The following is a 24,182-nucleotide window of genomic DNA, read 5'->3' as shown; positions in this document are numbered from 1 at the left end:
GGCGCTCGCTTAAGGTGAGCGCTCGACCATCGGCGGAGACGACACATGACGGACGACACACGCGCCATGCAATTGCTTTCGGGCCAGACCTGGGCCGATTTCTGCGACACCCTGAAACGCAGCGGCGAGCAGATCCTGCGCGCCGAGGCGCCGGACGATCCGCTCACGCGCGCGGAAGGATTCCGCTACCTGAGCCGGCTGATGCGCATCGCGCTCGAAATGCACGTCGAGTTCGCGGACGGCGCGTGGCCCGGCTTCTTCTCGCCGTCGCACGAGACCGCGAAGATCGGCGCCGACAATCCCGACAACCTGTACCAGTACGCGCGCCTCGACGGCCGCTGCGAATATCGTGTGACGGGGCGGCGCGGCACGGTCGCATACCTGAGCTTCGGCACGCAGAAGGGCGGTTACGAGACGGACGGCAAGATGCTGCAGACCGGGTTTCTCGACGCGAAGCAGCTCGAGCTCGCGCCGGACGGCAGCTTCGAGATCGTGCTGAGCGAAACGCCGCGCGCGGGCAACTGGGTGCGCATGGAGCCGGGCACGAACGCGCTGCTGGTGCGTCAGACTTTCCTCGACCGGCGCGCGGAGACGCCCGCGCAATTGAAGATCGAACGCATCGGCGCGCACGATCGCCCGGCGCCGCTCGATCCGCTCGTGCTGCAGGGCGGCCTCACGCGCGCCGCGCAGTTCGTCGAGCAGACGGCGAAGCTGTTCGCCGACTGGGCCGCGAGCTACGGCTCGCACGTGAACGCGCTGCCGCCTGCGGACCAGGCGCTGTGCCAGTCGGTCGGTGGCGATCCGAACATCTACTACTACCACTCGTGCTGGTCGCTCGCCGACGACGAGGCGCTGGTGATCGACGTCGACACCGTGCCCGACTGCGATTTCTGGAACGTGCAGCTCAACAATTACTGGATGGAGTCGCTCGACTATCGGCACTTCGACATCTGCGTGAACAAGCACAGCGCGCGGCTGAATGCGGATGGCGGCGTGACGGTGGTGGTCGCCGCGTCGCGGCCGGGTGGCGCGAACTGGCTCGATACGGCCGGGCATCGCACCGGCACGATCTGCTGGCGCTGGGTCGGCGCCGCGCAGCCGGTGCATCCGCGCACGCGCGTCGTCAAGCTGGCCGCGCTGAAGGAGGCCGCATGAACGCGCCGCTCGACCCGATCCGCACCCAGCTCGACGCCGACGCGCTGATCGCCGAGGCCGTGTCGCGCACGGGCGGCCTCACCGCGTTCGGCGACGGCCCGTATCGCGAGGCGCTCGACGTGATGTGCGCATCGCTGATCGACGAAGCGAAGCTGTCGGCGCGCGGTGTGGCGATGATGCGCGAGAAACTCGTCGGCCAGCTCGTGAACCGGCTCGTTATCGAGGATTACTTCGGCCGTCATCCGGAGATCGCCGACATCGAGATCGACGATCCGCTCGTGATCGTCGGGCTGCCGCGCACCGGCACGACGCTGCTGCAGCGGCTGCTCGCGGTCGATCCGCGCTTTTATTCGGCCGCGTGGTGGGAAACGCGCTATCCGGCGCCGCTCGCCGGCGAGACGCTCGACGCGCCGAGCGTGCGCATCGCGCGCGCGCAGGCCGAGGTCGCGACGATGATCGACTGCATTCCGCAGATCCTCGCGATCCATCCGCTCGACGCGATGCTCGCCGACGAGGAGTTCATGCTGATGGAGCATTCGTTCGTGTGCGCGATGGATTCGTACGCGAACGTGCCGGGCTATACGGCGTGGCTCGCGAAGCAGGACCTGACGCCGGTCTATACGTACCTGAAGCGGATGCTGCAGTTCCTGCAGTGGCAGAAGGCGCAACGCGGCGTCGCAGCGGCCGCGCGCTGGCTGCTGAAGACGCCGCAGCATCTGCATGCGCTCGACGTGCTGTGCCGCGTGTTTCCGCGGGCACAGGTCGTGCTCACGCATCGCGACCCGGAGCAGACGATTCCGTCGATGGCGAGCATGGCGCACACGCTGTGGCAGATGTATGCGGACGACCCCGATCCGCGCACGGTAGGCGCGCAGTGGAACGCCGGCATGGCGCGCGCGATCGGCGCGGCGATGACGGCGCGCGACGCGCTGCCGGCCGAGCGCTTTCTCGACGTGCGTTTCGAGGACACGGTGTCGGATCCGCTCGGCGTGACCGAAGCCGTGTATCGCTTCGCGGGCATGTCGCTCGATGCGCCGCAGCGCGCGGCGATGACGGCCTGGATGGCGCGCAACGGCCGCGACAAGCGCGCCGCGCACGATTACTCGATCGCGCGCTTCGGCTTCACCGATGCGCAACTGGCGCACGACTTCGCCGCGTATCGCGCGCGGCACTTGCGGGCGGCCGGCTGACGGCGCGCCCGCGAGACGAACGACAACCAGGAGACAACCCATGTTGCTGAAGGACAAGATCGTCGTGATTTCAGGGATCGGGCCGGGGCTCGGTGTGAAGCTCGCCGTCGAGGCGGCACGCGAGGGCGCGCGCGGCGTGGTCGTCGCGGCACGCACGATGGACAAGCTCGACGACGCGGAAGCACGGATCCGCGCACTCGGCGTCGCGTGCGACGTGCTGAAGGTACGCACCGACATCGCCGAGCGCGCGCAGTGCCGGCAGCTCGCGACGCAGGCGGTCGAGCGCTTCGGCCGGATCGACGCGCTCGTGAACAGCGCGTTCGCGCACGGCACGTTCCCGGAGCCGGTCGAGGAAGCCGATCTCGACGGCTGGCGCGCGGTGTTCGACACCAACGTGTTCGGCACGATGACGCTCACGCAGGAAATCGTGCCGCACATGAAGCGGCAGAAGCGCGGCGCGATCGTGATGATCAACACGCAGGCGACCCGCAAGCCGTTTGCAGGGGAAGCGGGCTACGCTGTATCGAAGGGCGCGCTCGCGGTTGCGGCAAAATACCTGGCGCGCGAGCTTGGCGTGCACGGAATCCGCGCGAACAGCATCCACATGGGCTGGATGTGGGGCGTGCCGACGCAGACGTATTTCCGGCAGGCGGCCGCCGAGTACGGCACGACGGAGGAGGCGATCATCGCGCCGATCGCGTCGAACATCGCGCTCGCGAAGCTGCCGACCGATGACGACTGCGCGCGCGCGGCGCTGTTCCTCGCGTCGGATTACGCGAACGCGGTGACCGGCGCGACGCTCGACGCGAACGGCGGCGATTTCATGCCCTGAGGACGGAGCAACGGATCATGCAGGAACGACAACAGGAACAGGGGCGGCATTTCTTCGCGTTCAACGGCGATGCGGACGGCCTGTGCGCGCTGCAGCAGCTGCGGCTCGCGGAGGGCGAACGCGGCACGCTCGTGACCGGCGTGAAGCGCGACATCAGGCTGCTCGAGCGCATCGACGCGCGGGCCGGCGACCGCGTGACCGTGCTCGACGTGTCGCACGACCAGAACCGCGACGCATGCGCGCGGCTGCTGCGCGACGGCGCCGCGGTTCGCTACTTCGACCATCACTTCGCGGGCGAGCTGCCCGGCGATCCGCGTTTCGACGCGTATATCGACACGGCCGCCGACGTCTGCACGAGCGCGCTCGTGAACCGCCGTCTCGGCGGCCGGCATGTGCGCTGGGCGATCGTCGCGGCGTTCGGCGACGAACTGCCGGCGCTCGGCGACGCGCTCGCGCGCGCATACGGGATCGACGCAGCCGAACGCGGCACGCTGGCCGAACTCGGCCTCTACCTGAACTACAACGCCTACGGCGAATGCGTCGGCGACCTGCATTTCGATCCGGCGGTGCTGGCCGACGCGATGCTGCCATGCGTCGATCCGCTCGACTTCGTGCGCGACACGCCGGTGTTCGCCGCGTTGCGCGACGGCTATCGCGACGACATGGCGCTCGCGGGCGCACTCGCGCCGTTGCGCGACGTGCCGGGCGCGACGCTGATCAGGATGCCGGATCATCCGTGGGCGCGGCGCGCGACGGGGATGCTCGCGAACGAGCGGATGCGCAATGCGCCGCATGCGGCGCTCGCGGTGCTGTCGCCGCGCGCGCAGGGCGGGTTCGTGGTCAGCGTGCGCGTGCCGGACGGCCGGGCGCTCGGCGCGGACGAATTCTGCCGCGGCTTCCCGACCGGTGGCGGGCGCAAGCGCGCGGGCGGCATCAATCATCTGCCGGAAACCGAATTCGACGCGTTCGCCGCGCGCTTCGAAGCGGCGTTCCGTCTCGACTGACCCGAGGGCCTGCGACACGCGCGCCGTGCAACGATGCCACGGCGCGCGCGTCGTGCGACGTGTCGCTGTTCAGCCGGTCGCGTTCGCAAGCACGGCCGGCACGTTGTGGCCGTAGCAGCGTTCCTCGACGCGCTCGGCGATGCGCCAGCCCTGCGCGGTGCGCACGAACCGGTCGACGTACCACAGCCCGAGAAACATCACCTGCGTGCCGCCGTCCGGCAGCGCGACTTCCATCGGATTGAAACAGATCGTGCGGCCGCGCGCGGTGTCGCCGTCGAGCGTGATCGACAGGTTGCCGACCATGTGCTGGTACTGCGGGAACTGCGGCAGCACGGCGCGCAGCCACGCCTTGATGTCCGGATACGTGCCGGCGATGCCGCCCATCGCGCGATAGTCGATCGTCGCGTCGCGCATGAACACGGTATCGAGCGCGTCGAAGTCGCGCGCATCGATCGCGCTCGAGTACGCGACGATCAGCTCGCGGATGTCGTGATGATCGGAGAGGGTCTGCAGGTCTGGCATCGGTTGCGCTCCGTCACGCGCTTTTGCGCCGGCGGGCCGCATGCAGCGCTTCCGCGCGCTGCTTCACGTCGCGCGCGCACTGGTCGAACCCCTGTTTCACCCAGCCGCCGTGCTCGCGCATGATCGTTTCCGCGTTGAGGCCGAGGAACTGGTCCGTCGTGAAGTAGCGGCAGCGCTCGGCGCCGTCGGCTTCGACGTACTGGTCGCGGCGCGCGGCGTCCTTGTTGTCGTCGGTCGGGCGCTGCTCCCACGACAGCAGGCGCTCGGGCTCGTATGCGACGAGGATTTCGTTGACGGGAATCACCGTCTCCGTGCCGGGAATGCGCACCTGCATGTGCACGAAGTCGCCGATCCGGCCGGTCGTCTCGAGGCCGACGCAGAACGTGTTCCATTCGCCGTAGCGCGGGAAGTCGGTCAGCACTTCCCAGACGACGGCAGCGGGGGCGTCGATCGCGACGGTGATCGAGGTGACGAGATTGGCTGGTTTGGTCATGGCGGGTATCGAATGTGAGTGAGGGAGCGGAGGGGGCCGCGGCTGCGCCCGCACGGGCGGGTACGCGCCGCGACAGCCGGAACGGGTCGCGCCGGCGCCGGCGGGCATGGCGGACGCGCCGCGCAATGCATGGGGCTGAGCGGCGGCCGGCGCGCGTCGCACATCGCGGCGAACCCCACATCGAGCGTAGGCCGGTGCGTGCGGCGAAGAATCGTCGGAACGGACTAAGGCGTTTCACCGGGCCGGCGATCCGGTGTCGGCGTCGGTACGCGACGCACGCGCGCGGTACGCCGTGCGGTTCGAACGTCGACATCGCGCGAACCTGCCGCGACAATACCGGTCACTCTTCAGTTTCCTGCTCGAGGTGCCCGTGCCAGCGAAGTCGACCATTGCTCCTGCCATCGTGTGGTTCCGCGACGATCTGCGCGTGACCGACCAGCCCGCGCTGACGCGCGCGGTTGCGTCGGGCCGGCCGCTCGTATGCGTGTACGTCGACGACACGGGCGAAGGCGCGGGGCGCGCGCTCGGCGGGGCGGCGCGCTGGTGGCTGCATGGGTCGCTCGCCGGACTCGATGCGGCGCTCGCGCGTCATGGCGGACGCCTGCTGCTGTTGCGCGGCGATGCGCCGCGCGAGATCGAACGCGTCGCGCAGGACACGGGCGCGGCAGCGGTGTACTGGAACCGCCGCTATGCGCAGCCGCAGCGCGATGCCGATGCGGCGTTGAAGGCGTCGCTGAAGGCGCGCGGCGTCGAGGTCGAGAGCAGCAACGGCAGCCTGCTGAACGAACCGTGGGACGTGCTGACGGGCGCCGGCACGCCGTTCCAGGTGTTCACCGCGTACTGGCGCGCGGTGCGGCGCGATCGCACGGTGGCGGCGCCGCTGCCGGAGCCTGAGCGGATCGCGTTTCATCCGTGGCCGGCCGGCGTGCGCGAACGCGCGCTGCCGCTCGACGCGCTCGGGTTGCGTCCGCACGCGCCGGACTGGGCGGGCGGCCTGCGCGACGCGTGGCCGGCACCCGACGAAGCCGGCGCACAGGCGCGGCTCGATACGTTTTCCGTCGAGTCGCTGACCGGCTATGCCGATACGCGCGACCGGCCCGACCGGTCGGCGACGAGCCGGCTATCGCCGTGCCTGCGCTTCGGCAACCTGTCGCCGCGACAGGTGTGGCATGCGGTGCAGGGTGCGGCACAGGCGGGCGGTGCGGCCTGCGCGGCCGGCGCCGAGAAGTTCCTGAGCGAACTCGGCTGGCGCGAATTCAGCCATGTGCTGCTGTATTACTTTCCGGCGCTCGCGACCGACAACTTCCGGGCGCAGTTCGACGCGATGCCGTGGCGCGACGATCCTGCCGCGCTGCGCGCGTGGCAGCGCGGGCTGACCGGTTACCCGCTCGTCGATGCGGGGATGCGCGAGCTGTGGACGACCGGCTGGATGCACAACCGCGTGCGGATGGTCGTCGCATCGTTTCTCGTCAAGCATCTGCTGATCGACTGGCGGGCCGGCGAGCGCTGGTTCCACGACACGCTCGTCGACGCGGATGCCGCGAACAACCCGGCGAACTGGCAATGGGTGGCCGGCTGCGGCGCCGACGCCGCGCCGTATTTCCGCATCTTCAATCCGGTGACGCAGGGCCGGAAGTTCGACCCGCAAGGGGCGTACGTGCGCCGCTGGGTGCCGGAACTCGCGGGCCTCGACGCGGTGACGATCCACGCGCCGTGGGAGGCATCCCCGATGGAGCTTGCGGCGGCCGGCGTGCGGCTCGACGTCGACTATCCGGCGCCGATCGTCGATCACGACGGCGCGCGCCGTCGCGCGCTCGATGCGCTGGCCTCGTTGCCGAAGCGTGGCCAGGCGTGACCGGCCGTCGCTGCGCGCGGCACGGTTCGCCGCGTCAGTCGCAGAACGCCGCGTGCTCGAGCAGCGCGAGCGCGACGCCCGAATCGAAGTAGGCCGCGCCGCACCACGCGACGAACGCGAGCGCGCCGGCGGCCAGCGCCGCACGCATCACGCCCATGCGGCTTTGCCCGGCACCGGCCGCGCGATGCGCGCGTCGTCGATCGGCAGGTGCAGCAGCGCGGCCAGCACGCCGAGCGCGATCGAGCCGATCCACAGCGGCAGGTACGAATGCGTCGCGTCGTACACGAGCGCGCCGAGCCAGACGCCGAAGAAACTGCCGAGCTGGTGCCCGAAGAACACGAAGCCGAACAGCGTCGCGATGTAACGCACGCCGAACACCTGCGAGATCACGCCGTTGGTCAGCGGCACCGTGCCGAGCCACGTGAAGCCCATCACGGCCGCGAACACGTAGACGCTCGCGGGCGACAACGGCGCTGCAACGAACGCGGCCATTGCCAGCGCGCGGACGAGGTACAGCACGGACAGCACGTACTTGCGCCGCAGCAGGCCGCCGAGATGGCCGCATGCGTAGGTGCCGGCCACGTTGGTCAGCGCGATCAGCGCGAGCGCGACGCTGGCGTGGCGCGCCGGCAGGCCGTGATCGAGCAGGTAGGCGGGCAGGTGGGTCGCGATGAACGCGAGCTGGAACCCGCATGCGAAGAATCCCGCGTTCAGCAGCCAGAAGCCGCGATGCGCGAACGCTTCGCGCACCGCCGCGCCGATCGACTGGTCGGGGCCGTCCGCGCGGCTCGCGGCCTGCGCGGGCCGGTCGCGCACCAGCGCGGCGAGCGGCGCGAGCAGCGCGGAGACGAGGGCGAGCGCGACGAAGGCATGCTGCCAGCCGATGCCGCCGATCAGCACCTGCGCGACCGGCACCATGCAGAACTGGCCGAGCCCGCCGATCGCGCCGGCGACGCCGAGCGCCCAGCCGCGCCGGTCGGGCGGAAACAGGCGGCTCAGCGCGCCGTAGATCGACGCGAAGGCCGACCCCGACAGCGCGACGCCGATCACGAACCCCGCGCCGGCCGTGAACACGCCGGCCGACGCGGCGAACGCCATCGTGACGAGCCCGGCCGCGTACAGCAGCATGCCGGCGACGATCACGCGCACCGACCCGAAGCGGTCGGCGATCATGCCGGTGAACGGTTGCGCGATGCCCCAGATCAGGTTCTGCAGCGCGAGCGCGAGGCCGAACGCTTCGCGCGACCAGCCGTGGTCGAGCGTGACGGGGGCGAGGAACAGTCCCTGCACGTGACGGATGCCGAGCGCGGCGCCCATGATCAGGCCGCCCGCGAGCACCGGCAGCCAGCGGCGCCGGGCGTCTTGTTCGATCGGGGTCATGCGTGTCTCCGGATGGATGCGTGCGGCGCGGCGGCCGCGTTCGATCCGATTAGACGATCCGGTGCCGGGCCGCTCAAGCAATCATTCGGTCGCGTTCGCATGCGTGTGGGGAATGTGATGCGGCGCGGACGCGATGTCGGTGACGGGGGCTGCACGCGCCGGATGCGTGAAGCCGCTGCGCCGCATGCAGCCGGCGTGACAGGCGGCCGATGCAGCGGGGACGGGGCGTCGGTGCAGCGCCCGTGGCGGCGTTCATGTACGTGCGAAGGCCGCGCCGGCGCCGCCTCGATGCGGGATTTCGCTCGCGGCTCGCGGCTACCGCTGCGCCACGTCGTACGCCCGCATCGCGGCGTCGCACTCGGCCGCTTCCGCGAGGATCCAGTCGCGCACGTCGGCGACTTCGCGGCGCGGTGCCGGATCGTGCCGGAACAGCCAGTAGCCGTACGCATCCGACAACGCCTGCGAGTGCGGGCCGAGCACCGCGAGCCGGCCGTCGGCGAGCATCGGCGCGACGAGCGCGAGCCTGCCGAGCGCGACGCCCTGGCCGGCGATCGCGGCGTGGATGACCTGGTCGTACTGGTTGAAGCGCAGCACGCCCTTCGGGCGCGCGTCGCCGAGCCCGGCCGCGTGCAGGTGCGCACGCCACTGCAGTCGGGTTTGCGGCGGCCCGTCGAATTCGAGCAGTACGTGCTCGGCGATAGCGGCCGCGTCGGTGACGGGCCGGGCGGCCAGCGCGGGGTGCGCGACCGGCACGACGATCTCGTCGAACAGGTGCAGCGCGCCGGCCGGCGCGCGCTCGCGCGGGCAGTAGCGGATTCCGAGGTCGATGCCTTCCGCGCGCAAATCGAGTACCTTGTCGTTCGCGGCCACGCGCAAGTCGATGTCGGGCAGGCGCGCCTGCAGGCGCCCGAGTCTGGGCAGCAGCCACAGCGCGGTGACGCCGATGCTCGCGGTGATCGTGACGGGTTGCCGCTCGCGTGCGGCGGCGAGCGATGCGACGGTGTCCTGCAGGCTGAGCAGCGCCGCATCGGCGGCGCGGAACAGCCGCTCGCCTTCCGGCGTGAACGCGATCTTGCGATAGCCGCGCTGCAGCAGCGCGACGCCGAGATGCGCCTCGAGCGCGTGCACCTGGCGGCTGACCGCCGACTGCGTGACGCACAGGTCCTGCGCGGCGAGCGTGATGCTCATGCGGCGGCCGACGGCGACGAAGCCGCGCACGAGGTCCAGCGACGGGAGACGGACGAGCGGCGTTGACATGCGTAGGGCTCATGCGAACGGAGCAGCAAGATTGGTTGAGAACGTCCGGCGCGTCAAGTTCAATGGAGGCTGGCCGATCGGGCGGGCGCCGGGCAGGCGGTGCCGCACAGGAGACACGATGACGATTTCGAACGAAGCAGGCGGGGCCGCGTGCGCGGCGGATCAGGCAGCGGGGCGCCCGGCGGGTGCGTTGCCGCCGGAGGTCGTGACGCTGACCGCGGCCGACGGTTACGTGCTGCGCGGCTACGTGTGGCGGCATCGCGGCAGCACCGTGCGGCCCGTGACGGTCGTCAATTGCGCGACGTCGGTGCGCTGCGACTACTACTTCCGTTTCGCGGCCTGGCTGTTCGCGCGGGGGCGCGACGTGCTCGTCTACGACTATCGCGGGATCGGCGGCTCGCGCCCCGCGCGGCTCGCGAAGCTGCGCGCGAACTGGCTCGACTGGGGGCGGCTCGATTGCGAGGCCGCGCTGCAATACGCGCGCGATGCATTTCCGGGCCAGCCGCTCGACGTCGTCGCGCACAGCATCGGCGGCTGCGTGCTCGGGCTCGCGGCGTCGAACGCGTACGTGCGTCACGTGGTGACGGTGGGCGCGCAGTATGCGTACTGGCGCGACTATCGGCCGGAAGAGCGGCGGCGCATGTGGTGGAAATGGCACGTCGCGATGCCGGCGCTCGCGGCCGTGTTCGGCTACGTGCCCGCGAAGCGGCTCGGCTGGATGGAAGACACGCCGCGCGGCGTCGCGCTGTCGTGGGTGCGCGCGCAACCGCGCTTCGAGGACGCCTTCACGCACGGCCTGCTCGCCGAACCCGCGGCGAGCCGCGCCGCGCTGCCGGCCCGCTTCGCGCGGCTGCCGGCGTCGATGCTCGCGATCGGCCTCGACGACGACGGGTTCGGCACGGTCGACGCGATCGAACGGCTGGTCGGCTACTACACGGGCAGCGACGTCACGCACCTGCGGATCGCGCCGCGCGACATCGGCGTCGACGCGATAGGCCACTTCGCGTTCTTCCACAGCCGCTTCACCGACACGCTGTGGCCCGTCGCGCTGGACTGGCTGCAACACGGCGCGCTGCCGGCCGATGCGCCGGGCCGCGTCCACGCGCGCCATCCGGCGCAGCGTGCGCGGCTGGCGGGAAGCGGCGTGCCGGGTGCCGTCGCGCACGGGTGAACGCGCGCGCAACCCGGCCATCGCGTCGATGAGACGGTTGCACCGGCTGCCGCCGCTGCCGCTGCCGGCGATCGCGGTCGCGATGCGTCGGTCTGCGTCCCGTACGATCGCTTAACATCGAACGTTTCGTTCGCCTGGCTGCCGCGTGCCGATGTCCATTCCTCCCGATTCCGAGATTGCCGACGACCTGTCCCGCGCGTGGCGCGTGCACCTGCTCGATGTGCCGCCGGCCGCGTCGCGTGCCGGCGTGCAGGTCGCGCGCGTCGATTTCGACTGGCGCGTGCCGCTCGCATCGCCCGCCTACGCGGCGCTGAGCGACGCGGAGCGGGCGCGTGCCGGGCGCTATCTGCGGCACGAGGATGCGGTGCGCAGTGCCGCGACGCGCGCCGCGCTGCGCGACGTGCTCGGTGCGGCGCTCGGGATCGCGCCGAAGGACATCGCGATCGTCGTCGACGCATCGGGACGGCCGTCGCTGGATTCCGCGCATCGCGTGTCGCTCGATTTCAACGTGTCGCACGCGGGCGATCACGCGCTCATCGCGTGGGCGGCGACGGGGCGCGTCGGCGTCGATATCGAAAGCTGCAACCGCACGACCGACTGGCGTGCGCTGACGCGCGAAGTGTGCGCGGCCGCCGAGGCTGCGTATCTCGACGGCCTGCCGCCCGCCGCCCGCGCGGACGCGTTCATGCGCGTGTGGGCCGCGAAGGAGGCGCTGCTGAAGGCGCTCGGCACCGGCATCGTCGGCGGGCTGCGCGCGTTCGCGGTCGTGCCGCCGCGCGCTGCGGCGACGCCCGCGACGACGATCGTCGAGCCGGCCGCGCCCGCCGCCGGCGTGGCCGCGTTCGACGCGGGCTGGCTCGACGCGGCGCCCGGCTACGCGGCGTGCGTCGCGTGGGCGCGCTGACCCCGTTTCAGCGCGCGACGCTCATTCGAGCGGTACGTCGTTGGGCGCCGCGTAGCGCGTCTTGATCACGTCGCTCATCGGGAACTCGAACGCGAGCCCCTTCGGCGGCACCGGCTTCATGAACCACTTGTCGTACAGCGCGTTGATCTCGCCGCTCTTCATCAGCTGCACGAGCACGCCGTCGACGAGCGCCTTGAACTGCGGATCGTCCTTGCGCAGCATGAACCCGTACGCTTCCGACGATTGCGGCGTGCCGACGATCGCCCAATCGGCCGGCTTCGCCGCGAACTGGCGCACGCCGGCGAGCAGCACGTCGTCCATCATGTACGCGGCCGCGCGGCCCGATTCGAGCGTGAGGCGTCCTTCGCCGTAGTCCTTCGCGCTGATGATCTGCATGTTCATCTTCTTTTCCTCGTTCATCTTGCGCAGCAGGCGTTCGGACGTCGTGCCCTGGTTCGTCACGACCGTCTTGCCGGCGAGATCGGGGAAGTCGCGGATGCCCGAGTTCGTGCGCGTGAGCAGGCGCGTCGTCGCGACGAAGAAGGTGGTCGAGAACGCGACCTGCGCGTGACGCGCGGCGAGGTTGGTGGTCACCCCGCATTCGAGATCGACGGTGCCGTTCTGCACGAGCGGGATGCGGTTCTGCGACGTGACCGGGATGAAGCGCGCCTGCAGGTCGGGCTTGCCGGTGCGCGCCTTCACGGCGGCGATCACGCGGTCGCACAGGTCCTGCGAGAAGCCGATCACCTTGCCGCTCGCGTCGACATAGGAGAACGGCACCGACGTCTCGCGATGGCCGATCGAGATCAGGCCGCTTTGCCGCACCTTCTCGAGCGTGCCGGACAGCGGCTCCGCGGCGAGCGATGCGCCGCACGCGAGCGCGCACGCGGCGACGAGCAGGCTGCGGCCGAGAAGGGTGGTCAACCGGGGCGGGATGGTCATGGCGGATCTCCGTGGGCGGATCGTAGGGAAGCGTCGATTCGTATGTTGCCAAATACAAAATAATTGCAACATATGTTAATTGCGAGGCCTGTCTGGCCGCTCCGGCGCGCCGCGCCGGACATCAGGGAAACTCCCGAGTCGGAATTATGAAAAACAGGTTGTCTAGACAAGTCGCGGTGGCTACACTGCAATCCATCCCGAACTTGTCTAGACAGGATTGCTCACATGATTACGTTGACCCCCGGCCACCTGACCCTTCCGCAACTGCGCAAGATCGCTCGCGAATCCGTGCAGCTCAAGCTCGACCCGGCGAGCTTCGCGAAGATCGACGCGGGCGCGAAGGCCGTCGCCGACATCGCGGCGAAGGGCGAGCCCGCATACGGCATCAACACGGGTTTCGGCCGCCTGGCCAGCACGCACATCCCGCACGACCAGCTCGAGCTGCTGCAGAAGAACCTGGTGCTGTCGCATGCGGTCGGCGTGGGCGAGCCGATGGCGCGCTCGTCGGTGCGTCTCCTGATGGCACTGAAGCTGTCGAGCCTCGGCCGCGGCCACTCGGGCATCCGTCGCGAAGTGATGGACGCGCTGATCACGCTGTTCAACGCCGACGTGCTGCCGCTGATCCCGGTGAAGGGCTCGGTCGGCGCATCGGGCGACCTGGCACCCCTCGCGCACATGTCGGCCGTGCTGCTGGGCGTCGGTGAAGTGTTCATCCGCGGCGAGCGCGCCAGCGCGCTGGACGGTCTGCGCGTCGCGGGCCTCGCGCCGCTGACGCTGCAGGCGAAGGAAGGCCTGGCGCTGCTGAACGGCACGCAGGCGTCGACCGCGCTGGCGCTCGACAACATGTTCGCGATCGAAGACCTGTACCGCACCGCGCTGGTCGCGGGCGCGCTGTCGGTCGACGCGGCAGCCGGCTCGGTGAAGCCGTTCGACGCCCGCATCCACGAACTGCGCGGCCATCAAGGCCAGATCGACGCGGCCGCGTCGTACCGCGACCTGCTCGAAGGCTCGCCGATCAACCAGTCGCACCGCGACTGCGACAAGGTGCAGGATCCGTACAGCCTGCGCTGCCAGCCGCAGGTGATGGGCGCGTGCCTGGACCAGATGCGCCATGCAGCCGACGTGCTGCTGGTCGAAGCGAACGCCGTGTCGGACAACCCGCTGATCTTCCCGGATACCGGCGAAGTGCTGTCGGGCGGCAACTTCCACGCTGAACCCGTCGCATTCGCGGCCGACAACCTCGCGCTGGCCGCGGCGGAAATCGGCGCGCTGGCCGAGCGCCGCATCGCGCTGCTGATCGACGCGACGCTGTCGGGCCTGCCCCCGTTCCTCGTGAAGGACGGCGGCGTGAACTCGGGCTTCATGATCGCCCACGTGACGGCGGCCGCGCTGGCATCGGAAAACAAGACGCTCGCGCACCCGGCGTCGGTCGACTCGCTGCCGACCTCGGCGAACCAGGAAGACCACGTGTCGATGGCGACGTTCGCCGCGCGCAAGCTCGCCGACATCGCGGACAACACGAAGCACATCCTCGCGATCGAACTGCTGGCCGCCGCCCAGGGCGTCGACCTGCGCGCGCCGTACCACACGAGCCCGAAGCTCGCGCCGGTGATGGAAACGATCCGCGGCAAGGTTGCGCACTACGAGCTCGACCACTACTTCGCACCGGACATCGCGGTGATCGCGAAGCTCGTCGGCGAGCGCGCGTTCGCGAAGGTCGCGCCGTTCTCGTTCGCATCGGAACAGTAAGCCCATGAGCGCGCCGGTCTACCAGGAGATCAAGGATTTCATCCTGGGCCGCATTCACGCCGGCGAGTGGGCGGAGGGCGACCAGGTGCCCTCCGAGAACGAACTGGCCCGCGAGTTCAAGGTCGCGCGCATGACCGTCAACCGCGCGTTGCGCGAGTTGACGGCCGAGCAGGTGCTGACGCGCATGAAGGGCGCCGGCACCTACGTCGCGCGGCCGAAGTACGAGTCGACGCTCGTCGCGATCCGCAGCATCTCGGAAGAGGTCGACGCGCGTGGCCATGCGTACCGCGCCAGCGTACTCGGCCTCGAGACGATCCGCGCCGACGAGGCGCTCGCCGACGAGATGCAGATGGCCGTGCGCGCGAAGCTGTTTTATTCGCAGGTGTTGCACTTCGAGAATGACGAACCCGTCCAGCTCGAAGAACGGTGGGTGAATCCGGCGGTCGCGCCGGATTATGCCGAGCAGGATTTTACGAACACGACGCCGAACCTGTACCTGATGCGCGCGGCCCCGCTGCAGCGCGTCGAGTACCGGATCGAAGCGGCGGCTCCGGCGCCCGGGCGGCGCGAGCAGCTGCGGATGGACGACGTCGAGCCGTGTCTGGTTTTACATCGGCGCACCTGGTCGCAGGGCGTCGTCGCCTCGGTGGCGAATCTGTGGCACCCCGGCAGCCGCTATCGCTTCACCGGGCATTTCTGATTCCTATTTGATAGTCATTTTCCTTCGGGAGCAGTCGTCATGAACCATCCGAAACACATCGATCCCCGTCTCGATCCGACCCGCACGATCCGCGCGCCGCGCGGCAGCGAGAAGGTCTGCAAGACCTGGCTGGCCGAAGCGGCCTACCGGATGATCCAGAACAACCTGGATCCGGAAGTCGCCGAGCATCCGCACGCGCTCGTCGTGTACGGCGGCATCGGCCGCGCGGCGCGCAACTGGGAATGCTACGACCAGATCCTCGCGTCGCTGAAGGATCTCGAAGAGAACGAGACGCTGCTGATCCAGTCGGGCAAGCCGGTCGGTGTGTTCCGCACGCACAAGGATGCGCCGCGCGTGCTGCTCGCGAACTCGAACCTGGTGCCGCACTGGGCGACCTGGGATCACTTCCACGAGCTCGACCGCAAGGGCCTGATGATGTACGGCCAGATGACGGCCGGCAGCTGGATCTACATCGGCAGCCAGGGCATCGTGCAGGGCACCTATGAAACCTTCTTCTCGGTCGCGAACCAGCACTTCAACGGCGATCCGTCGGGCCGCTGGATCCTGACGGGCGGCCTCGGCGGCATGGGCGGCGCGCAGCCGCTCGCCGCGACGATGGCCGGCTTCTCGATGATCGCGGTCGAATGCGACGAGACGCGCATCGACTTCCGCCTGAAGACGCGCTACGTCGACAAGAAGGCGACGACGCTCGACGAAGCGCTCGGCATGATCGACGAAGCGAAGCGCACCGGCAAGCCGGTGTCGGTCGGCCTGCTCGGCAACGCGGCCGACGTGTTCGCGGAACTCGTGACGCGCGGCATCACGCCGGACTGCGTGACCGACCAGACGAGCGCGCACGACCCGATCAACGGCTACCTGCCGCAAGGCTGGACCGTCGCGCAATGGCGCGAAGCGCAGAAGGTCGATCCGCAGAGCATCGTGAAGGTCGCGAAGCAGTCGATGGCCGTGCAGGTGCGCGCGATGCTGACGCTGCAGGAGCGCGGCGCCGCCACGCTCGACTACGGCAACAACATCCGCCAGATGGCGCTGGAAATGGGCGTCGAGAACGCATTCGACTTCCCGGGCTTCGTGCCGGCCTATATCCGCCCGCTGTTCTGCGAAGGCAAGGGCCCGTTCCGCTGGGTCGCGCTGTCCGGCGATCCGGAAGACATCTACAAGACCGACCAGAAGGTGAAGGAGCTGATCCCCGACGATCCGCACCTGCACAACTGGCTCGACATGGCGCGTGAGCGCATCGCGTTCCAGGGTCTGCCGGCGCGGATCTGCTGGGTCGGCGTGAAGGATCGCTATCGCCTCGGCCAGGCGTTCAACGAGATGGTGAAGAACGGCGAACTGAAGGCCCCGATCGTGATCGGCCGCGACCACCTCGACACCGGTTCGGTCGCGAGCCCGAACCGCGAGACGGAATCGATGAAGGACGGTTCGGACGCCGTGAGCGACTGGCCGCTGCTGAACGCCCTGCTGAACACCGCAGGCGGCGCATCGTGGGTGTCGCTGCATCATGGCGGCGGCGTCGGCATGGGCTTCTCGCAGCACTCGGGCGTCGTGATCGTCGCCGACGGCACCGCTGAAGCGCACGAGCGCCTCGGCCGCGTGCTGCTGAACGACCCGGCGACGGGCGTGATGCGCCATGCGGATGCCGGCTACGAACTCGCGCAGCAGACGGCCCGCGAAGCCGGCCTGAAGCTGCCGATGCTCGGCCGCTGAGCATGACGGCGCTCGACCAGGCGCCGGTGAGCGTGACGATGATCCGCGCGGCGGATCTCGTCGCGTCGCCGTGGAAGAACGGCGGCGGCGTGACGCGCGAGATCGGTGCATTCCCGCCGGGCGCCGCGCTCGATAGGTTCGCATGGCGCGTGAGCGTCGCGGACGTCGGCGCGGCCGGCCCGTTCTCGCGCTTCGAAGGCATCGACCGCACGCTCGTGCTGCTGTCCGGCGCGGGCATGACGCTCGCCGAAGAAGGGGGCGCGCGCCACGTGCTCGACGCGCCGCTCGCGCGTGCGGACTTCGCCGGCGAGACGGCGATCGACGCGACGCTGCACGACGGCGCGACGCGCGACTTCAACCTGATGACGCGCCGTTCGGCCGCGCGCGGGACGCTCGACGTGTGGCCCGAAGGCACGCACCGCGCCGAGCGCGCCGATACCGTGCTGCTGTTCTGCGCGACGGGCGCGGTCGGCGTCGAGATCGACGGCGCGCACTACGCACTGCAGGAAATGGACACGCTGCGGCTCGACGGGCCGCAGCGTGCGTTTGACGTCGTCGTGAGCGGAGGCGGCGCGCTGCTCGCCGTGTCGCTCGCCGTCGGCGAACGAGACTGAACGCATGAAACCGACTGTCTGGCATCACCTGAGGCTGTGTCCGCACGGCCATCCCGACGAAACGATCGACGACGCGGCGATCGCAGTCGACGAAACCGGCACGATCGTGTGGCTCGGCGCGTTGTCCGCGCTGCCGCACGGTTATGCGCACTGGCAGCGGGAAGACCTGCACGGCGCGTGGGTGACGCCGGGCCTCGTCGACTGCCATACGCACCTCGTGTACGGCGGCACGCGCGCCGACGAGTTCGCGCAGCGCCTCGCCGGCGTCAGCTACGAGGAGATCGCGCGGCAGGGCGGCGGGATCGTGTCGACGGTGCGCGCGACGCGCGCGGCCGACGAGACGACGCTGTTCGTGCAGGCCGCCGCGCGCCTGCAGCCGCTGCTCGCCGACGGCGTGACGGCGATCGAGATCAAGTCGGGCTACGGGCTCGACCTCGCGAGCGAGCGCAAGATGCTGCGCGTCGCGCGCCAGCTCGGCGAGCGCTTCCCGGTCACGGTCTACACCACGTTCCTCGGCGCGCACGCGCTGCCGCCGGAATATACGGGCCGTGCGGATGAATACATCGACGAAGTGTGCGGCCGGATGCTGCCGGCGCTCGCCGACGAAGGCCTGGTCGACGCGGTCGACGTGTTCTGCGAGCGCATCGGTTTTTCGCTCGCGCAGACCGAGCGCGTGTTCGAGGCCGCGACGCGGCGCGGGCTGCCGGTGAAACTGCACGCGGAGCAGTTGTCGAACGCGGGCGGCACCGCGCTTGCCGCGCGTTATCGCGCGCTGTCCGCCGACCACCTCGAATTTCTCGACGAAGCCGGCATCGAGGCGATGAAGGCGGCCGGCACGGTCGCCGTGCTGCTGCCCGGCGCGTATTACTTCATTCGCGAAACGCAATTGCCGCCGATCGAGCTGCTGCGCAAGCATGGCGTGCCGATCGCGCTCGCGACCGATCACAACCCTGGTACCTCGCCGCTCGAATCGCTGCTGCTGACGCTGAACATGGGCTGCACGCTGTTCCGCATGACGGTGCCCGAGGTGCTGCAGGGCGTGACGCGCCATGCGGCCGCGGCGCTCGGTCGCGCCGATCGTCACGGTGCGCTCGAGATCGGCCGCCAGGCCGATTTCGCGGTCTGGTCGGTCGGCTCGCTGTCGGAGCTCGCGTACTGGATCGGCCGGCCGCTGTGCGAGCAGGTCGTGCGCGGCGGCGCGACGGTGTTTCGCCGGATGAACGGCTAGTTTTTGCGGAGGGCCGGACGCGGCGCTGAAGCGTCGGTCCGGTCGATCGCCACGGAGCGGAAGTGGGCGCCGACGCGCCGCCTCCTGCCATCCGGGGCTTGGGACCGGACTGCGCGTTAGCTCGCCGAATCCGGCCAACAAGGACTCACGATGACCGACTCTATGTTGTTCGCAGACCATGCCCGGCTGCCCGATGGCTGGCGCCGCAACGTGCTGCTGCGCTGGGACGCGGTCGGCACGCTGACCGACGTGACGCCCGACACCGACGCGCCGGCCGGCGTCGCGCGCGCGGCCGGGCCCGTGCTGCCCGGCATGCCGAACCTGCATTCGCACGCGTTCCAGCGCGCGATGGCGGGGCTCACCGAATATCGCGCGAATCCCGCCGACAGCTTCTGGAGCTGGCGCGACCTGATGTACCGCTTCGCGCTGAAGATCACGCCCGACGCGCTTGCGGCGATCGCGCGCTGGCTGTACGTCGAGATGCTGAAGTGCGGCTACACGTCGGTGTGCGAATTCCACTACGTGCATCACGCGCAGGACGGCTCACGCTATCCGCAGATCGCGGAACTCGGTGCGCGCGTGGTCGATGCCGCGCGCTCGGCCGGCATCGGCATCACGATGCTGCCCGTGTCGTACCAGTTCGCCGGCTTCGGCAACAAGCCGCCGCGCGACGACCAGCGCCGCTTCATCAATACGCCGGACGGCCTGCTCGAGCTGCTCGACGCGATGCGCCGCGTCGCGCCCGAGCACGGCGGCCTGCGCTACGGCGTCGCCCCGCACTCGCTGCGCGCGGTGTCCGAGAACGGCTTGCGCGTGCTGCTCGAAGGCCTGCCCGACGACGCGCCGGTGCATATCCATATCGCCGAACAGACGGCCGAAGTCGACGATTGCGTGCGCGCGTACGGCGCGCGTCCCGTGCAATGGCTGCTCGATCGTTTCGACGTCGATGCGCGCTGGTGCCTCGTGCACGCGACGCACGTCGATGCGGCCGAAACGGCCGCGCTCGCGAAGCGTCGCGCGGTGGCCGGCCTGTGCCTGACCACCGAGGCGAACCTCGGCGACGGCGTGTTCCCGGCGCTCGACTATCTCGCGCAGGGCGGCGTGATCGGCGTCGGCTCGGACAGCCATGCGTCGGTCGACTGGCGCTCGGAACTGCGCCTGCTCGAATACGGGCAGCGGCTCGTGCATCGCGCGCGCAACGTGCTCGCGAGCGACACGCAGGCGCATGTCGCCGACCGGCTGTTCGACGCGTCGCTCGCGGGCGGCGCGCAGGCGAGCGGGCGGCGCATCGGCGCGCTGCGTGAAGGCTGCCGCGCCGATTGGCTCGTGCTCGATCCCGATCATCCGGCGATCGCGGAGCACGACAGCGCGTCCTGGCTGTCGGGCACGGTGTTCGCCGAGCACGGCGACACGCCGGTGCTCGACGTCTATACCGGCGGCGAGCGCGTCGTGAGCGGCCGCCGCCATCGCGACGAAGCCGCAGCTTATGCCGACTACCGCGCCGCGCTGGCGCAACTGCTGCGCTGAATGCGCGGCATCCGGCGCACGCCGCGCGCGTGCGCCGGCCGACTTTTACGGTGATGCGACATGACTGAACAACCGGCTGTATTCACGCTGAAGCAGGGCACGCTGCCGCTGCTGATCTCGATTCCGCACGCAGGCACCCACATCCCCGACGACATCGCCGCGACGATGACGCCCGACGCGCGCTTCGTCGACGATTGCGACTGGCACCTCGAGCGCCTGTACGGCTTCGCGGCGATGCTCGGCGCGTCGATCCTCGTGCCGTCGCACGCGCGTTACGTCGTCGACCTGAACCGTCCGCCCGACAACGAGAACCTGTATCCGGGGCAGGACACGACCGGGCTCGTGCCGGTCGATACGTTCGACAAGGCGCCGCTGTATCCGGCGGGCGCGCTGCCCGGCAACGACGAGATCATGCGCCGTCGCGACCGCTACTGGCGCCCGTATCACGACGCGCTGCAGGGCGAGATCGCGCGGCTGAAGCGCGAGCACGGCCGCGTGCTCGTGTGGGAAGCGCATTCGATCCGCTCGCACGTGCCGCGCTTCTTCGAGGGCCGCCTGCCGGACTTCAACTTCGGCACGTCGAGCGGCGCGAGCGCCGCGCCGGGCCTTGCCGAGGCGCTGGCCGCATGCGTGAGCGCGCACGGCGGTTATACGGCCGTCGCGAACGGGCGTTTCAAGGGCGGCTACATCACGCGCCACTACGGCGTGCCCGCGACCGGCGTCGAAGCCGTGCAACTGGAGCTGTCGCAGATCAGTTACATGGAAGAGACGCGTCCGTATGCGTACGACGAAGCGCGCGCCGCGCGGATCGTGCCGCTGCTGCAGACGCTCGTCGAAACCGCGCTCGCGCATCGCTGATCCGTCGGCGCGCGCTGCGTGCGGCGGCACGGCGCGATGTCGCGCCACGGCCGGCCGGCTGGCAAGGCGCACATTGGTGCATCGCACACAACGGCATCGACCCGAGCGGTCGATGCCGTTTTTTTCGTCTGATCGATGTCGGGATCGGTACCTGAAAATTTGACGCAATTTTTAGGTGATATAAGCTGAATGTCAGGAAGTCGTCACGCGCGCCCCGGCCGCGACGGCGTCGATCAGCGCCGCACCGCGCCGGAATCCGTTGCGAGACACCTTGCCGACGTGTCGTCGCGCGGCATTGCCGCCCCCGCTTCATCGCGACACGTGTCCTGCCTTCATCAGTCAGTCGAGTACGATCGTGAAAGCCGCCAGCCCTTCGATACGCCGGACCCGAAGTCCGTCGGCGGGCGCGCCGCCTCAGGCCGGGCCGATCCGGCATGCTGATCGCGGCACGCGCGCCGCCCCCATACGCGAGCCCCGCTTCTTCGCTGTGCCCCATCGCGGCCTGCGCCGCTTCAATGTCGTCACCGCACACGTGTTCAGCGCGGTGCAGTGCGACGGCAGCGCTTCATTGTTGCCCTAGCGTCCTTTTCCGCTTTCGCGTCGGATCGCACCGCCTGCTGCCGCACCGTCCGAGCGGCACGATCGCGCGTGGACGCGTGCAGCGCCATCGCGTGCCGCCATCGTCCTGCGCGTCCGCACGCGTCGCGCATTTATCGCGGAGGCGATCATGCGACCGCGCCCGCTCGTAGCCGTCACCGCCGATCGCGTCATGCGCGGCGCCCATCCGAACCACACGGCCGGGGAGAAGTATCTCGTCGCGCTGGTCGACGGTGCCGGCGCGCTGGCGTTCGTGCTGCCCGCGCTGGGTGCGCGGCAGCCGGTCGACGCGATCGTCGCGGCGATCGACGGGCTGCTGCTGACCGGCAGTTATTCGAACGTCGAGCCGCATCACTACGGCGGCCCGGCGAGCGCGCCCGATACCCTGCACGATCCCGCGCGCGATGCGACCGCGCTGCCGCTGATCCGAGCGGCGATCGATGCGGGCGTGCCGGTGCTCGCGATCTGCCGCGGCATGCAGGAGCTGAACGTCGCGTATGGCGGCACCTTGCATCAGCGGCTGCATGCGAGCGCGGGCTTCGACGATCATCGCGAGCGCGACGGCGATCCGCTCGAGCGGCAGTACGGCCCCGCGCACCGCGTGCAGCTCGCGCCGGGCGGGCTGCTACAACGGATCGCGCACGGCGCGCACGACGCGATCGTCAATTCGTTGCACGACCAGGGTATCGCGCGGCTCGGCGCGGGCCTCGCGGTCGAGGCGAGCGCGCCCGACGGGCTGATCGAGGCCGTGAGCGTGCGCGGCGCGCGTGCGTTCGCGCTCGGCGTGCAGTGGCATCCCGAATGGCGCCACGCGGAGCAACCGCTGTCGCGCGACATCTTTACGGCATTCGGCGCGGCGTGCCGCGCGCGCATGACACACCGCATTTATGCGGCCGGCGGCACCATGCCGTCGCCGGCTGCATCCGACATCGACTGAACGAGGCCGATCATGCAACCCGAACTGAGCGAATTCCTGCGCCAGCACCGCATCACCGAAGTCGAGGCGATCATTCCCGACATGGCCGGCATCGCGCGCGGCAAGATCATTCCGCGCAACAAATTCGAGTCCGGCGAATCGATGCGCCTGCCGCAGGCCGTGATGGTGCAGACCGTCACCGGCGACTATCCGGAGGACGGCACGCTGACCGGCGTGACCGATCCCGACATGGTGTGCGTGCCCGATCCGTCGACGATCTGCCTGATTCCGTGGGCCGTCGACCCGACCGCGCAGGTGATCCACGATTGCGTGCATTTCGACGGCTCGCCGGTCGAGATCTCGCCGCGCTACGTGCTGCGCCGCGTGCTCGACCTGTACAAGGAAAAGGGCTGGAAGCCCGTGGTCGCGCCCGAGCTCGAGTTCTATCTGGTCGACATGAACGCCGACCCCGACCTGCCGCTGCGTCCGCCGGTCGGGCGCACGGGGCGGGCGGAAACCGGCCGTCAGTCGTATTCGATCGAGGCCGTCAACGAGTTCGATCCGCTGTTCGAGGACATCTACGAATACTGCGAGATGCAGGGCCTCGACATAGAGACGCTGATCCACGAGGTCGGCGCCGCGCAGATGGAGATCAACTTCGTGCACGGCGACGCGCTGTCGCTCGCCGACCAGGTGTTCCTGTTCAAGCGCACGGTGCGCGAGGCGGCGCTGCGCCACAACATGTATGCGACGTTCATGGCCAAGCCGATGGAAAACGAGCCGGGCTCCGCGATGCATATCCACCAGAGCCTCGCCGATGTGCACACCGGCCGCAACCTGTTCGCCGACGACGGCGGCGTCGTGTCGCCGATGTTCCAAAGCTATCTTGCGGGCCTGCAGAAATATACGCCCGCGCTGATGCCGATCTTCGCACCGTACATCAACTCGTATCGCCGCCTGTCGCGCTTCATGGCCGCGCCGATCAACGTGCAGTGGGGCTACGACAACCGTACGGTCGGATTTCGCATCCCGCAGTCGACGCCGGTCGCGCGGCGCATCGAGAACCGGATTCCGGGCGTCGACTGCAATCCGTACCTCGCGTTCGCGGCGACGCTCGCCGCCGGTTATCTCGGCCTCACGCAGCAGCTCGCGCCGACCGAACCGATCGCGTCCGACGGCTACGACCTGCCGTACCAGCTGCCGCGCAACCTCGAGGAGGGCATCTCGCTGATGGCGGCGTGCACGCCGCTCGCCGGCATTCTCGGTGACAAGTTCGTGAAGGCGTACCTGGCGCTGAAGGAAACCGAATACGAAGCGTTCTTCCGCGTGATCAGTTCGTGGGAACGTCGCCATCTGCTGCTGCACGTGTGAGCGTGCGCACGACCGCATCAAGGAACGACGGAGGAAACATGACTTACCGTAACGAACCCGCGTGGATCCAGCCCGCCGCGCCGGCCACCGCACCGCGCACGACGCAAGCACACTCGACCGCCGAATACCGCGCGCTCGACGCCGCGCATCACATCCATCCGTTCTCGGACATGGGCGCGCTCAATCGCG

The 24,182-nt window shown here is 69.6% G+C and carries 22 protein-coding genes and 1 pseudogene; 17 read left to right on the top strand and 6 right to left on the bottom strand.

Annotated elements, in window-relative coordinates:
- Positions 1-45: 45 nt before the first annotated feature.
- From DID99_RS33110 to DID99_RS33095, 4 genes are read left to right on the top strand one after another with little or no spacing between them, the layout of a single operon-like run.
- Positions 46-1,155 carry a DUF1214 domain-containing protein gene (locus tag DID99_RS33110; RefSeq protein WP_124668383.1) on the top strand — a complete coding sequence of 370 codons (1,110 nt, stop codon included), beginning with the start codon at positions 46-48 and terminating at the stop codon, positions 1,153-1,155.
- A complete protein-coding gene (locus DID99_RS33105) occupies positions 1,152-2,345 on the top strand; it encodes a sulfotransferase (RefSeq protein WP_124572087.1) in 1,194 nt (397 codons plus the stop codon). Before DID99_RS33110 ends, DID99_RS33105 begins: the two co-directional genes overlap by 4 nt.
- 40 nt (positions 2,346-2,385) lie before the next feature.
- A complete protein-coding gene (locus DID99_RS33100; RefSeq protein WP_124572086.1) occupies positions 2,386-3,177 on the top strand; it encodes an SDR family oxidoreductase in 792 nt (263 codons plus the stop codon).
- A gap of 17 nt (positions 3,178-3,194) precedes the next feature.
- Positions 3,195-4,181 (top strand): acetyltransferase, encoded by a 987-nt coding sequence (locus DID99_RS33095; protein WP_124523596.1) that lies wholly within the window; start codon positions 3,195-3,197, stop codon positions 4,179-4,181.
- Positions 4,182-4,250: 69 nt separating this feature from the next.
- Here DID99_RS33095 and DID99_RS33090 read toward each other — a convergent pair whose 3' ends face one another.
- Both DID99_RS33090 and DID99_RS33085 read right to left on the bottom strand, forming a co-directional pair.
- Positions 4,251-4,703: a nuclear transport factor 2 family protein gene (locus tag DID99_RS33090; RefSeq protein ID WP_124572085.1), complete on the bottom strand. Its 453-nt coding sequence runs from the start codon at positions 4,701-4,703 to the stop codon at positions 4,251-4,253.
- 13 nt (positions 4,704-4,716) lie between these two features.
- Entirely contained in the window at positions 4,717-5,196 is a 480-nt protein-coding gene (locus tag DID99_RS33085; protein ID WP_124572084.1) for an SRPBCC domain-containing protein, read from the bottom strand.
- Between the two features lie 370 nt (positions 5,197-5,566).
- Here DID99_RS33085 and DID99_RS33080 point away from each other — a divergent pair, with 370 nt between their 5' ends.
- A complete protein-coding gene (locus tag DID99_RS33080) occupies positions 5,567-7,051 on the top strand; it encodes a deoxyribodipyrimidine photo-lyase (RefSeq protein ID WP_124668382.1) in 1,485 nt (494 codons plus the stop codon).
- Positions 7,052-7,085: 34 nt separating this feature from the next.
- Here DID99_RS33080 and DID99_RS38070 read toward each other — a convergent pair whose 3' ends face one another.
- From DID99_RS38070 to DID99_RS33070, 3 genes are all read right to left on the bottom strand, one after another.
- Complete coding sequence (locus DID99_RS38070) at positions 7,086-7,208, bottom strand: hypothetical protein (protein WP_044847646.1); 123 nt, start codon at positions 7,206-7,208, stop codon at positions 7,086-7,088.
- A complete protein-coding gene (locus tag DID99_RS33075) occupies positions 7,199-8,431 on the bottom strand; it encodes an MFS transporter (RefSeq protein WP_124523590.1) in 1,233 nt (410 codons plus the stop codon). Before DID99_RS33075 ends, DID99_RS38070 begins: the two co-directional genes overlap by 10 nt.
- A 315-nt stretch (positions 8,432-8,746) precedes the next feature.
- Positions 8,747-9,688: a LysR substrate-binding domain-containing protein gene (locus DID99_RS33070; RefSeq protein WP_124489547.1), complete on the bottom strand. Its 942-nt coding sequence runs from the start codon at positions 9,686-9,688 to the stop codon at positions 8,747-8,749.
- Between the two features lie 118 nt (positions 9,689-9,806).
- On the opposite strand from DID99_RS33070, the gene DID99_RS33065 reads away from it, so the two are divergent.
- Entirely contained in the window at positions 9,807-10,859 is a 1,053-nt protein-coding gene (locus DID99_RS33065) for an alpha/beta fold hydrolase (RefSeq protein ID WP_124572083.1), read from the top strand.
- Between the two features lie 151 nt (positions 10,860-11,010).
- Positions 11,011-11,763 carry a 4'-phosphopantetheinyl transferase superfamily protein gene (locus DID99_RS33060; RefSeq protein ID WP_124668381.1) on the top strand — a complete coding sequence of 251 codons (753 nt, stop codon included), beginning with the start codon at positions 11,011-11,013 and terminating at the stop codon, positions 11,761-11,763.
- A gap of 21 nt (positions 11,764-11,784) precedes the next feature.
- Here the strand turns inward: DID99_RS33060 and DID99_RS33055 are convergent, their stop codons facing one another.
- A complete protein-coding gene (locus tag DID99_RS33055) occupies positions 11,785-12,705 on the bottom strand; it encodes a glutamate/aspartate ABC transporter substrate-binding protein (RefSeq protein ID WP_124668380.1) in 921 nt (306 codons plus the stop codon).
- 225 nt (positions 12,706-12,930) lie between these two features.
- Here DID99_RS33055 and hutH point away from each other — a divergent pair, with 225 nt between their 5' ends.
- From hutH to DID99_RS33000, 10 genes and pseudogenes are all read left to right on the top strand, one after another.
- On the top strand, positions 12,931-14,454 hold the full coding sequence (gene hutH / locus DID99_RS33050) for a histidine ammonia-lyase (protein ID WP_044847651.1): 1,524 nt from the start codon (positions 12,931-12,933) through the stop codon (positions 14,452-14,454).
- Positions 14,455-14,458: 4 nt separating this feature from the next.
- The gene (gene hutC, locus DID99_RS33045) at positions 14,459-15,154 is read left to right on the top strand and encodes a histidine utilization repressor (RefSeq protein ID WP_124489552.1); all 696 of its coding nucleotides are present in this window, start codon (positions 14,459-14,461) and stop codon (positions 15,152-15,154) included.
- Positions 15,155-15,193: 39 nt separating this feature from the next.
- The gene (hutU, locus tag DID99_RS33040) at positions 15,194-16,882 is read left to right on the top strand and encodes a urocanate hydratase (protein ID WP_044847653.1); all 1,689 of its coding nucleotides are present in this window, start codon (positions 15,194-15,196) and stop codon (positions 16,880-16,882) included.
- Between the two features lie 2 nt (positions 16,883-16,884).
- Entirely contained in the window at positions 16,885-17,496 is a 612-nt protein-coding gene (locus DID99_RS33035) for a HutD family protein (protein ID WP_124668379.1), read from the top strand.
- Positions 17,497-17,500: 4 nt separating this feature from the next.
- Positions 17,501-18,724 (top strand): imidazolonepropionase, encoded by a 1,224-nt coding sequence (hutI, locus tag DID99_RS33030; RefSeq protein WP_124668378.1) that lies wholly within the window; start codon positions 17,501-17,503, stop codon positions 18,722-18,724.
- A gap of 150 nt (positions 18,725-18,874) precedes the next feature.
- Complete coding sequence (locus DID99_RS33025) at positions 18,875-20,251, top strand: formimidoylglutamate deiminase (RefSeq protein WP_124668377.1); 1,377 nt, start codon at positions 18,875-18,877, stop codon at positions 20,249-20,251.
- A 60-nt stretch (positions 20,252-20,311) separates the two neighbouring features.
- Positions 20,312-21,109 (top strand): N-formylglutamate deformylase, encoded by a 798-nt coding sequence (gene hutG / locus DID99_RS33020; protein ID WP_124668376.1) that lies wholly within the window; start codon positions 20,312-20,314, stop codon positions 21,107-21,109.
- A gap of 727 nt (positions 21,110-21,836) precedes the next feature.
- Positions 21,837-22,643, top strand: coding sequence for a gamma-glutamyl-gamma-aminobutyrate hydrolase family protein (locus tag DID99_RS33010; protein WP_124572078.1), 807 nt, complete (start codon positions 21,837-21,839; stop codon positions 22,641-22,643).
- 12 nt (positions 22,644-22,655) lie between these two features.
- Positions 22,656-23,993: a glutamine synthetase family protein gene (locus DID99_RS33005; RefSeq protein WP_044847659.1), complete on the top strand. Its 1,338-nt coding sequence runs from the start codon at positions 22,656-22,658 to the stop codon at positions 23,991-23,993.
- 38 nt (positions 23,994-24,031) lie between these two features.
- Positions 24,032-24,182: pseudogene (locus tag DID99_RS33000) on the top strand (aspartate aminotransferase family protein); the annotation flags it as partial.

The sequence above is a fragment of the Burkholderia sp. Bp8986 genome (assembly GCF_003854225.1).
Lineage (GTDB): Bacteria > Pseudomonadota > Gammaproteobacteria > Burkholderiales > Burkholderiaceae > Burkholderia.
Note: the sequence above shows the minus strand (reverse complement) of the source record. Positions and strands in the feature narration are given on the sequence as shown.

What these genes read in the sequence shown, in the direction of transcription:
- DID99_RS33025 (WP_124668377.1), top strand. Translation starts at nt 18,875, where the DNA reads ATGACCGACTCTATGTTGTTCGCAGACCATGCCCGGCTGCCCGATGGC.
- DID99_RS33090 (WP_124572085.1), bottom strand. Translation starts at nt 4,703, where the DNA reads ATGCCAGACCTGCAGACCCTCTCCGATCATCACGACATCCGCGAGCTG.
- hutC (WP_124489552.1), top strand. Translation starts at nt 14,459, where the DNA reads ATGAGCGCGCCGGTCTACCAGGAGATCAAGGATTTCATCCTGGGCCGC.
- DID99_RS38070 (WP_044847646.1), bottom strand. Translation starts at nt 7,208, where the DNA reads ATGGGCGTGATGCGTGCGGCGCTGGCCGCCGGCGCGCTCGCGTTCGTC.
- DID99_RS33100 (WP_124572086.1), top strand. Translation starts at nt 2,386, where the DNA reads ATGTTGCTGAAGGACAAGATCGTCGTGATTTCAGGGATCGGGCCGGGG.
- DID99_RS33110 (WP_124668383.1), top strand. Translation starts at nt 46, where the DNA reads ATGACGGACGACACACGCGCCATGCAATTGCTTTCGGGCCAGACCTGG.
- DID99_RS33095 (WP_124523596.1), top strand. Translation starts at nt 3,195, where the DNA reads ATGCAGGAACGACAACAGGAACAGGGGCGGCATTTCTTCGCGTTCAAC.
- DID99_RS33055 (WP_124668380.1), bottom strand. Translation starts at nt 12,705, where the DNA reads ATGACCATCCCGCCCCGGTTGACCACCCTTCTCGGCCGCAGCCTGCTC.
- DID99_RS33070 (WP_124489547.1), bottom strand. Translation starts at nt 9,688, where the DNA reads ATGTCAACGCCGCTCGTCCGTCTCCCGTCGCTGGACCTCGTGCGCGGC.
- hutH (WP_044847651.1), top strand. Translation starts at nt 12,931, where the DNA reads ATGATTACGTTGACCCCCGGCCACCTGACCCTTCCGCAACTGCGCAAG.
- DID99_RS33035 (WP_124668379.1), top strand. Translation starts at nt 16,885, where the DNA reads ATGACGGCGCTCGACCAGGCGCCGGTGAGCGTGACGATGATCCGCGCG.
- DID99_RS33065 (WP_124572083.1), top strand. Translation starts at nt 9,807, where the DNA reads ATGACGATTTCGAACGAAGCAGGCGGGGCCGCGTGCGCGGCGGATCAG.
- hutU (WP_044847653.1), top strand. Translation starts at nt 15,194, where the DNA reads ATGAACCATCCGAAACACATCGATCCCCGTCTCGATCCGACCCGCACG.
- DID99_RS33005 (WP_044847659.1), top strand. Translation starts at nt 22,656, where the DNA reads ATGCAACCCGAACTGAGCGAATTCCTGCGCCAGCACCGCATCACCGAA.
- DID99_RS33085 (WP_124572084.1), bottom strand. Translation starts at nt 5,196, where the DNA reads ATGACCAAACCAGCCAATCTCGTCACCTCGATCACCGTCGCGATCGAC.
- DID99_RS33075 (WP_124523590.1), bottom strand. Translation starts at nt 8,431, where the DNA reads ATGACCCCGATCGAACAAGACGCCCGGCGCCGCTGGCTGCCGGTGCTC.
- hutI (WP_124668378.1), top strand. Translation starts at nt 17,501, where the DNA reads ATGAAACCGACTGTCTGGCATCACCTGAGGCTGTGTCCGCACGGCCAT.
- DID99_RS33105 (WP_124572087.1), top strand. Translation starts at nt 1,152, where the DNA reads ATGAACGCGCCGCTCGACCCGATCCGCACCCAGCTCGACGCCGACGCG.
- DID99_RS33010 (WP_124572078.1), top strand. Translation starts at nt 21,837, where the DNA reads ATGCGACCGCGCCCGCTCGTAGCCGTCACCGCCGATCGCGTCATGCGC.
- hutG (WP_124668376.1), top strand. Translation starts at nt 20,312, where the DNA reads ATGACTGAACAACCGGCTGTATTCACGCTGAAGCAGGGCACGCTGCCG.
- DID99_RS33060 (WP_124668381.1), top strand. Translation starts at nt 11,011, where the DNA reads ATGTCCATTCCTCCCGATTCCGAGATTGCCGACGACCTGTCCCGCGCG.